Origin of the sequence: Gemmatimonas sp. (assembly GCF_041689975.1) — a bacterium.
GTDB lineage: Bacteria > Gemmatimonadota > Gemmatimonadetes > Gemmatimonadales > Gemmatimonadaceae > Gemmatimonas.
Genome location: NZ_JBDNFF010000414.1, coordinates 1 through 6,224, shown reverse-complemented (window position 1 = coordinate 6,224; position 6,224 = coordinate 1). Strand labels below are relative to the sequence as shown.

Annotated in this window: 6 protein-coding genes; all 6 read right to left on the bottom strand. The window is 64.6% G+C overall.

Annotated elements, in window-relative coordinates; all coding sequences use genetic code 11:
• A partial coding sequence (locus tag ACESNG_RS23430) for a 2Fe-2S iron-sulfur cluster-binding protein (RefSeq protein ID WP_373071129.1) occupies positions 1-1,224 on the bottom strand: 1,224 nt, incomplete at its 3' end.
• Positions 1,221-1,940: an amino acid ABC transporter ATP-binding protein gene (locus ACESNG_RS23425; RefSeq protein ID WP_373064638.1), complete on the bottom strand. Its 720-nt coding sequence runs from the start codon at positions 1,938-1,940 to the stop codon at positions 1,221-1,223. The genes ACESNG_RS23430 and ACESNG_RS23425, both read right to left, overlap by 4 nt.
• Positions 1,933-2,985 (bottom strand): amino acid ABC transporter permease, encoded by a 1,053-nt coding sequence (locus ACESNG_RS23420; RefSeq protein ID WP_373064640.1) that lies wholly within the window; start codon positions 2,983-2,985, stop codon positions 1,933-1,935. The genes ACESNG_RS23425 and ACESNG_RS23420 overlap by 8 nt, the downstream gene beginning before the upstream one ends.
• 17 nt (positions 2,986-3,002) lie before the next feature.
• Complete coding sequence (locus ACESNG_RS23415) at positions 3,003-3,971, bottom strand: ABC transporter permease subunit (protein ID WP_373064642.1); 969 nt, start codon at positions 3,969-3,971, stop codon at positions 3,003-3,005.
• Between the two features lie 64 nt (positions 3,972-4,035).
• Positions 4,036-5,118: a transporter substrate-binding domain-containing protein gene (locus tag ACESNG_RS23410; RefSeq protein ID WP_373064644.1), complete on the bottom strand. Its 1,083-nt coding sequence runs from the start codon at positions 5,116-5,118 to the stop codon at positions 4,036-4,038.
• A 19-nt stretch (positions 5,119-5,137) separates the two neighbouring features.
• Positions 5,138-6,103 carry a dihydrodipicolinate synthase family protein gene (locus tag ACESNG_RS23405; protein WP_373071127.1) on the bottom strand — a complete coding sequence of 322 codons (966 nt, stop codon included), beginning with the start codon at positions 6,101-6,103 and terminating at the stop codon, positions 5,138-5,140.
• Positions 6,104-6,224: the final 121 nt, after the last annotated feature.

Genomic DNA, 6,224 nt, shown 5'->3' with positions numbered 1-6,224 from the left:
CGACAGCGTGCCGCGCGCATCGCGCACCGCATGCCGGCAGCCGAGGGCGCGCGGAATCTCATTGGAGGGCAGAAAGCCGTAGCCGGCACACACGGTATCGACGGCGTAACGCCGCGACGTCCCCGCGATCGGCCGGCCCGCAGCGTCGATGCGCGCCACCGTGCAGGCATCGACGCGTGCCTCGCCGTGCGCGGCGATCACCGCACTCGAATGAATCAACGGCACGCCGGCACGCCGCAGGCGGGCACGATAGCGCAGCCCGTCGCGAATAAGTCCCGGAGCGCTCGCCACCGCACACAACAGTGAGGCCATATCGCGCAGGCGCGGCGCGGCCGCCGCGTCGACCACCGCCGCCACCTCGACGCCCGCGGCGACAAGTTCGGCCGCAAGCTGCAGATTGAGCGGCCCATTGCCGGCGACCAGCACGCGCCGGCCGGGGAGCACGCGATACGCGCGCAGCAGCGTCTGCGCAGCGCCGGTCGTCATGTAGCCCGGCAGCGTCCATCCCGGCACCGGCACACCGCGCTCGTAAACGCCAGGCGCCACCAGCAGCCGGTCCGGCGCAAAAACGTGCTGGACGCCATCGATCGCGACAGCGAGCTCTTTCGCGCCGAATGCCCCCCAGAGCGTCGCCTCGCACAACACGGTCACACCGAGTCGCTCGACCTCCGCGATCAAGTCGCGCCCGGCGCGGACTTGCGCGTCGAGGCGCTCTGCGGCGACGACATTGTGACTCTTTGCAACCTGTTTGAAGTATTGGCCGCCGGGCGCGGCGCGCTCGTCGATGACAGTGACCTTGACACCGCACAACGCCGCGGCGCGCGCCGCCGCCAGCCCGGCCGGCCCGGCGCCGACGACGAGCAATTGCGGCTGTTGCACGGCCGGCGTTGAAAACGTAGACCGCGCGCTCGGCTCTGGCAACGATACCGCGTAACCCTGCGTCGTCACCGCCATCCCGGCAGCGATCAGCGTCATGCATGCGCGGCGGCTCGGCATGCCGTCGACCGTGACGATGCACTCCTGGCAAACGCCCATCCCGCACCAGAGTCCTCGCTGCGTGCCGTCGCGGCGCGCGCCGAGAGCGGCGATGCCCTCGGCCGCCAGCGCGGCAGCGATGGTCTCGCCCTGCAACCCGTGGAGGGGCGTGCCGTCAAACGTGAACGCGACGCGCGGTCCCGCGCGCAACGCAGAATCGTCGACGCGCAGCGCCACCGAGTTGGTCATTGCACCACGCCGCTTACGAAATGACGCTTGACGTCCGATTCGCCGACGATCGCACCGTCCGCCATCAGCACCATACGCGGCGCAAGCGCATGAACGAGCGCCTCCTCGTGCGTGGCGACGACGATCGTGCGCCCCTCATCGGCTAGCCGCAGGAGAGTCTCGAACACCTCGTGCTTCAGCTCGGGATCGAGCGCCGCGGTCGGCTCGTCGAACAGCATGATCTGCGGATCCATGCACAACGCCCGGGCGATCTCGACGCGCTGCTGCTGTCCACCCGACAATTGCCCTGGGTAGCGCGACGCGAACGTCGCCATCTGCATCCGCGCGAGGTTGTCCAACGCGACGACTTCGGCCTCGCCCTTCGAAAGCTTCCGAACATGGCGCAATCCGATCGTGAGGTTGTCGAGCACGCAGAGGTTGAGGAACAGCGCAGAGCTCTGGAACACCATACCCACTCCCGGAGTCGGCGCGGGCGCGGCGAGCGCACCAACCGCCTTCATCGTACCTGCGATGACCATTGTGCCCGATTGCACGGGTTCGATTCCGGCCAACGCCCGCAACAACGTCGTCTTGCCCGATCCCGAAGGTCCCCAGAACACCACGCGCTCGCCGCGCGTCACGACGAGATCGATGTCGCGCAAGACGTGGAAGTCGGCAAACCATTTATTGACGCCCGCGAGCGAGATCACCGCCGTCACTGCCGCCGCTTCAGCCACGCTCCGCGCTCCCAACAAAGCGCCGCTCCATCGCCGTGAGCACGCTGGCCAGCACGAGAAACACGAACGCCACGAACAAATATAGCTCGGCGAAATAGCGCGCCCATTCGTCCTTCGAGATCGCGGTATTGGCCGAGGCCAGGAAATCGAACAGGCCCACCACCAGCAGCATCGACGTGTCCTTGAGTGCGACCACGATCTGGTTGATCGTCGCCGGCACGGTGTAGCGCAGCGCCTGCGGCAACTCGATCGCGAGGCGAGTCTGCCGCAGCGTCATCCCGAGGCTCAATGCAGCTAGCCGCTGGCCGGGGGGCACGCCCTGTAAGCCGCCGCGGATGATCTCGGCCTGAAAGCATGCGTAGAAAAACGCCAGCGCCGCGATGACGCGCCAGATCTTGCCCGGATCGAGCCATCCCGGCAGCGCCAGCGGCAGCACGATCGCCGCGCAGAAGAGGATCGTGAGGATCGGCAGCGCGCGCACGATCTCGATGGCGCCGGTGCACACGACGCGCACGGCTGGCAGCTGCGAGCCACGGCCTAATGCCAGCGCGATCGCCAGAGGGAAGCCGATGAGCACCGTCGCGATGAATACGAAAATGGACAGCGGCAATCCGCCCCACGTATCCGTCGGCACCGGCCGCAATCCGAACACGCCGCCCGCCATCAGCACGACGAATGCGATCGCGGCCGCAACCCACAGCGAAATGACCGCACGCAGCCGCCGCACTCCGAGCACGAAGGTAGCGGCAAGCGCGACGGCGACCACCAGTAGCGCGATCCCGGCGCGCCACTGTTCGGCATACGGGTAAAGCCCGAACAGGATGACGCGAATGTGGGTGTGGATGACGGCCCAGCAGGCGCCGGCACTCGCGGCGCACGCGCCGGGCGTAACGGCGAGCACCACGCTGTCGATGATCGCCCAGCGCACGATGCTCGGCACCGCGTAGATCGCAAGTGCGACGATCAGCGATGCCAGCACCGCATCGAGAGGTGTGGCGATAACGTGGCGGCGCAGCCAGCCGATGGCACCCACGCGCGGCGCCACGCGAACGGCAGGCAACTTCATCGCATCCCCCGCGCCGTGACCGAGCGGTTGTAGGCATTGCCGAGCGCGGAGATGCCGAGGCTGATAACGAGGTAGACGAGCATCAGCACCGCGACGACGTTGAACGACTGGCCCGTGTGGTTGATCGCGAGGATGCCGACCGAGAAGAGGTCAGTGTAGCCAATCGCGATGGCGAGCGAGCTGCTCTTGGTGAGCGAGATATATTGATTGATCAGCGGCGGCACCGCGACGCGAATCGCCTGCGGCACGGTGATCTGCCAGAATGTACGTGCGTCCGACAGCCCGATGATGCGCGCCGCTTCGCGCTGGTTGCGCGGCACCGAGCGGATGCCCGAGTTAACGATCTCGGCGACGAACGCGACGTTATACGCGACGAGCGCCACGGCCAACGCCATGAATTCGGGCGACACGTAGGCGCCGTCGACGAAGTTGAAGCCTTGCAGTCGCGGCAGCGTGAATTCGAGGTTAAAGTCGGCGTCGAGCCCGAGGCGCGGGATATAGATGCCGCGATTGCTCGCATAGCAGCAACCGAGGAATTCAACCGCCTGCCGCACCGGCGGCAATTGCCGCGTCAGGTGATACCAGAAGAAGACCTGGACGATCAGAGGGATGTTGCGAAACATGCTGATGTAGAGCTGCGTGAAACCGCGCAGGATCCGGCTCCGTCCGGCACCCATGAGCGCCAGGACTAAACCAGCAGCCGTTGCGAGCACGATGCAGGTGATCGAGAGCGCGATTGTGTTCGACAGACCGATGACAAATGTCCACCAATACGGGTCGGAGGCGGCATGCGGCAGGATCGACGCGCTGACATCCCAGCCTGTGCGATCGCCGAGGAAATCAAAGCCGGTAGCGATGCCTTGCCGCACGAGGTTGTCGTGCGCGGTATTCGCCATCCCGGCGAGCACGGCCGCGAGCGCTACGACAAAGAGGATCTGGAGGACGGTCGAGCGATTCACTTTCATCGGTCTCTGGAAGAGGCCTCGTTACCGTCCGGGCAGTACTTGGAAATGACCTGTGTGCGCGATGTTAGTCGAACGACGGCGCGTACATCACGCCGCCCTTGAACCACGGCTTGTTGTAACGGGGATCGATCTTCAACGCCGAATTGGCACCGAGGTTGCGCGAGTAGATCTCGCCGTAGTTGCCCAGCTGCTTGATGACTTCATAGGCCCAGGTCTCGCGCAGGCCAAGCTTCTTGCCCACACCGGGCAAGACGCCCAGCAGTTTCTGCACGCGCGGATCGGGGTCGGATTTCTTCGCAGTGACGTTGGCCGCTGTGATGCCGAGCTCCTCGGCCTCGATCAGCGCGAAGATCGTCCAGTTGACGACGTTGAGGAACTTGTCGTCGCCCTGGCGCACCACGGCGGCCTGCACTTCCTTGCCTAGTGAGTCGGGCAGGATGACGTGGTCGGCCGCGTTGGGCGCGGAGAACGTACGCACCGCCGACAACTGTTCGACCGCATTGACTATTGCGTCGCAGCGACGCGCGAGATAGGCTTGGTCACGCTCGATGGCGCTATCGAACGAGAGCAGCTTGTATTTCTTGTTGTGCTTGATGAAGAAATCGGCCGTCGCTTTTTCGAGCGTGGTGCCGGCGCTGGTGCAGATCGTCGCGCCGTCGAGATCAGTGCCCTTGGTCACGCCCAGCGACTTGTAGACCATTATCGCTGCGCCAGTGAACAGATACGGCGTGGAGAACATGAATCCCAGATCGGTGTTCCGCGTGAGGTTCCACGCGGTGCTCTTGACGATGATGTCGATCTGGCTGCCCTGCAGCGCCGGAAAGCGCTGGACAAAGCTCACCGGCACCAGCTTCATCTTCTTCTCGCTACCGAGGATCGAGATGGCGAGCGCCTTGCAAATATCGACGTCAAGGCCGCTCCACACGCCTCTCGCGTCGACGGCCTGGAAGCCATGCGAGTTTACCGTAGCGCCGCTGCACAGCAGCTCACCGCGTTTGACGATTGCGTCGATGGTGGGACTTGGTGCGGCGCTCGCCGCAGTCGCGCCGATGAGTCCGATGCAGCCGAGCGCCAGCGCTGCCGCTCTACGTCTGGCGCGTTCCAGGGCCGGTTGTTGAGTCGTGGTTTTCTTCGTCAGGGTTTTCACTGTTTTCTCCTTGTAGTAATCATGGGGTAAGCGAGACTTCGCGCGTTGCGTGCGGCACGCCGAACTCGGCGAGGCCGCGCCGCATTCGTTCGAGATGCGCGCTGGTCAGCGGCCGCAGCGGCAGGCGCGGGTAGCCGCCGGGCAGCCCGACTTCGTTCATCGCCGCCTTGATCGCGCAGTACATGTTCCATTCGGGATGGAGTAGGAAGCCGCGCAACTCGGCGCCAGTCTTCTGCAGCTGCCGTGTGCGCAATGTGTCGCCGCTATTGGCCGCGTGGTATAGAGCAACGGTCAGCTCGGGCCACAGGTTGGAGTACGTATCCACCCAGCCGTCGGCGCCCATCTGCACGGCGGGCGCGCCAAACATCGTCGAGGGACCGATGAACACGCGGATGCGCTCGCCCAGCACACATTGCGTTTTCCAGAACACGTTGTAGTCGAACGTGCTGTCCTTGATCGCGACGACCCACTCGAGATCGGCTAGCCGCTCGACGAGATCGAATGTCAGCTCGTTGCCGACGTCCTGCGGGTTGTTGTAGAGCATGATCGGAATCGGCACGCTATCCGACACCGCCTTGAAGTGGTGGAAGAGGTCCTCCTTCTTCGGATGGACCATGAACGGCGCCATCAGCATCACGCCTGCGCAGCCGAATGAATGCGCATGCTCGGTGAGCTCGATCACGTCGCGCGTGGCGCTGGCGCCCACACCGGCCAGCACCGGAGCGCGGCCCTTTGCGGCGCTCTGCACGATTTCGACCACGCGCTTTCTCTCGGTCAGAGTCTGCGCCCAAAACTCTCCGGTGCACCCGTTGGGCACGAGTCCGCGGATGCCGTGCGCGAGCAGGAACTCGACGTGGTCGCGCAATCCGCACTCGTCGATTTCGCCGTTCGCATGGAACGGCGTGATCATTGCGGTGAAAGGGCCTTTCCAGTCGATGCTGTTGCGATCCAAATGCGCCTCCGTTGTTAAACCGAGATTGTCCATTAGAAGATTTCAAGCTGTATTGAGGTTGACTGGTTCACCCGCATTGGCCCACAGTCCGTCAAACCAACGCCGTCGCTGGCGGGCAACGGCAACGCGCAGGGTTGGTCGATCAGGTTTGATT

Bases quoted from the DNA above. Each gene is read 5' to 3' on its own strand.
- ACESNG_RS23405 (WP_373071127.1), bottom strand. From the start codon at position 6,103: ATGGACAATCTCGGTTTAACAACGGAGGCGCATTTGGATCGCAACAGC.
- ACESNG_RS23415 (WP_373064642.1), bottom strand. From the start codon at position 3,971: ATGAAAGTGAATCGCTCGACCGTCCTCCAGATCCTCTTTGTCGTAGCG.